This is a genomic window from Caulobacter sp. D5, from assembly GCF_003185805.1.
Taxonomy (GTDB): domain Bacteria; phylum Pseudomonadota; class Alphaproteobacteria; order Caulobacterales; family Caulobacteraceae; genus Caulobacter.
The window spans coordinates 1-3,144 of the sequence record NZ_QHJY01000530.1 but is presented as its reverse complement, the minus strand read 5'-3'; the positions used below and the strand labels follow the sequence as shown (position 1 = coordinate 3,144).

General features: G+C 69.2%; 2 protein-coding genes and 1 pseudogene. All 3 read right to left on the bottom strand.

Annotation, left to right across the window (positions count from 1 at the left end; genetic code table 11):
- A partial coding sequence (locus DMC18_RS24850) for a RodZ family helix-turn-helix domain-containing protein (protein WP_146218217.1) occupies positions 1–302 on the bottom strand: 302 nt, incomplete at its 3' end.
- A 157-nt stretch (positions 303–459) separates the two neighbouring features.
- Entirely contained in the window at positions 460–2,724 is a 2,265-nt protein-coding gene (gene ptsP, locus DMC18_RS24845; RefSeq protein ID WP_110120208.1) for a phosphoenolpyruvate--protein phosphotransferase, read from the bottom strand.
- A gap of 181 nt (positions 2,725–2,905) precedes the next feature.
- A pseudogene (locus DMC18_RS26380) lies at positions 2,906–3,144 on the bottom strand (hypothetical protein); the annotation flags it as partial.

Below are 3,144 nucleotides of genomic sequence, written 5' to 3'. Positions count from 1 at the left end.
GCCTCGGCGTCCAGGTGCAGCAGGTTGGCCACGGCCTTGATGTAGCCGATGGTGAACGGCCGCGAGGGCAGTTCGTCCAGGCGCATGTCCTCCAGCGCCTCGACATAGGCCTGGCGGATGCGGGTGGCGTCGGCCACGTCCTGCAAGGTCATGCCGTGGAACAGGCGGGCGGCGCGCAGGGCTTCGCCCAGGTCGACGCCGTGATCGACCGAAGGCTGCCCGGCCGTCATGGCCCCAGCCTCGTCCCGGTCGCCCTCGGCGACCAGACTCAAATGACTCACCCTGCCCGTGTCGAGCGGCATGACGAACAGATCACCCCAGAAAATTCGCGTCGCACGAGAGTCCGACCGATCTTGCGCCGACTCTAGCCGGCCTTTGTTAACATTTGATTGTGGATATCAAAGTAAGTAGCCGGATTCAATGCACTAAACTTGGCCGCAAGGTTAACGCGCCCTCAGTCTAGACGGCCACATAGAGCTTCCTGGCCAAGGTTTCGATCTCGCCCCGCAAGGACCCGCCGGACCCTTTCAGCAGAGCTTCGACGTTGCGGCGGGCGGCCTCGCGATCGCAGGACAGCACCATCTGCTTGACGGGACCGATGCCGGCCGGGGGCATCGACAGGCGGTCGAAACCCAAGGCCACCAAGGCGAAAGCCTCCAGCGGACGGCCCGCCATCTCGCCGCACACAGACACCGGCGTGCCGGTGTCCTCGCAGGCCTGCTGGATGGTCTTCAGCGCGCGCAGAGCCGCCGGCGACAGCGGGTCGTAGCGGTCCGACACCCGCGGATTGCCCCGGTCGGCGGCGAACAGGTACTGCATCAGGTCGTTGGTGCCGACCGAAACGAAGTCGGTCATCGGCAGCAACGCGTCCAAATGCCACAGAAGCGACGGGGCCTCGACCATCGCCCCGACGTCCAGGCGGGCCGGCGCGGGACGGCCGCGCTTCAGGGCCCAGGCCACTTCCTGGTCGACGAAGGCGCGGGCGGCGCGGAACTCGTCCACATTGGCCACCAGTGGGAACATGATCCGCAGCTCGCGGCCGGCGGCGGCCTTGATCAGGGCGCGGATCTGCAGGCGCAGCAGGGCCGGACGGTCCAGCCCCATGCGCACCGCGCGCCAGCCCAGGGCCGGATTGTCCTCGCGCTCCAGCTCCATGTACGGCAGCAGCTTGTCGCCGCCGAGGTCGAGCGTGCGGAAGGTCACCGGCATGCCGTTCGCGGCTTCCAGCACCTTCTCGTAGAGCGCCGTCTGGGCCTCCAGCCGCGGCATCTCCTCGGCGACCATGAACTGGAACTCGGTGCGGAACAGGCCGATGCCCTCCGCGCCCGTCTCGCCCAGGATGTCGAGATCGACGGCGAGGCCGGCGTTCATCAGCAAGGTGATCTTCGAGCCGTCGCGGGTGAAGGCCGGCGTGTCGCGCAGGCGGGCGAACTCGGCCTTGCGCTGGGCGCGGACCTCCATCCGGGCCTTCAGGGCCTTCACGACGTCGGGGCGCGGGCGCAGCCAGGCCTCGGCCGTCTCGGCGTCGACCACCACCGGGTCGCCCTCGCTGACCCGGTCGCGCAGGCCGGCCAGGCGGCCGACGCACGGGATGTCGAGCGCCCGGGCCACGATGCCGGCGTGGCTGGCGGCCGAGCCCTCTTCGAGCAGAATCCCCTTCAGCTTGGTGCGGTCGTATTCCAGCAGGTCGGCGGGACCGAGATTCCGCGCGATCAGGATGGCGTCCTCGGGCAATTGGCGCACGGCGTGGACGTCGCCCGACAGGTGGCGCAGCAGCCGGTCGTTGAGGTCTTCCAGGTCGTGCAGCCGCTCGCGCAGATAGGGGTCGCGGGCCTGGCCCAGGCGCGCGCGGTGCTCGGAGCGCACGCGCTCCACCGCGGCTTCCGCCGTCAGGCCGGAGCGCACGGCCTCCTGCAGCCCCCGGTTCCAGCCCCGATCGTGGGCGAACAGGCGATAGGTGTCGAGCACCTCGTAGCTGGCGCCGACCAGGCCGTGCTGGCCGTCCAGCATCTCATCGATCTGGGTCTGCAGGGCCTCGATGGCCCATTTCAGCCGGGCCTCCTCGGCCAGGGCGTCGTCCGACAGCAGCTGTTCGGGGGCCACTGGCTGCTCGTGCAGCACGGCCACGCCATAAGCCAGGCCCTCGGCGAAGCGCGCGCCCTTCAGCCGCTCGGGCTTGTGCGGCGCCAGCTCGACGTCCTTGAGTTCGTCCGCGCCCAGGAGCTCGCTGGAGCTGACCATCTCGGCCAGCACCATGGCGATGATCTGCAGGTCCTCGACCTCCTCGTCCTCGTAGACCCGCTCGGTGCGGTTCTGGACGACGAGCACGCCGATGGCCCGGCCGCCGCGCAGCAGCGGCACCGCCAGGAAGGCGTGGTAGGGATCTTCGCCCGTTTCCGGACGATAGGAGAACGACGGGTGGCTGGCGGCGTCCGACAGGTTCAGCGGCCGGCCCAGGCGCATGGTCTCGCCGACCAGGCCTTCGCCCGGCTTCATCCGGGTGACGTGGACGGCGTCGCGCGACAGACCCTCGGTGGCGAAAAGCTCGAGATCCCCGGAGGCGCGGCGCAGATAGATCGAGCAGACTTCCGCGACCATCGAGACGGCGATGGTGCGCACCACCATGTCGAGCTTGGCCTGGGCGGGTCCGCCGCCGGCCATGGCCTCGCGGATCTGGCGAAGCAGGCTTCTGGGTCCTCGAACGGCGATGCCGGGGCCTGCCATGTCGCCTGTCGTGCGCTCCCTTGGTTCCGACGCGTCGAAGCACGTCGTCCTGTCATGCGCGCTATAGCAGATTTCGCGCGCCGCACAGTGAGCGCGGTGTTTTTCCTCGACCCTTAAGCGCAAAAAACGCCGCCCCTCCGGAAAGGGGCGGCGTCTTGCCTAGCTTGTCAGCGGCCAAGCTTTAGCGGCGCTGACCGTAATAGTCGTAGCGGCTGTCGTAGCGATCGCGATGGTCGCGACGGTCGTAGCGGTCGTTGTAGCCGTAGCGGGTGTCGCTGTAGTACGGGCGACGCTCGTCATAGCGGCTGCTGTAGCGGTGATGGCGCTTGTCCTTGGCGGTGGCCGCGCCGATGGCGCCGCCGGCCAGGGCGCCGACCGCGATCGCGCCGCCGTCGCCGTCGCCCAGCATGGCGCCGGCCG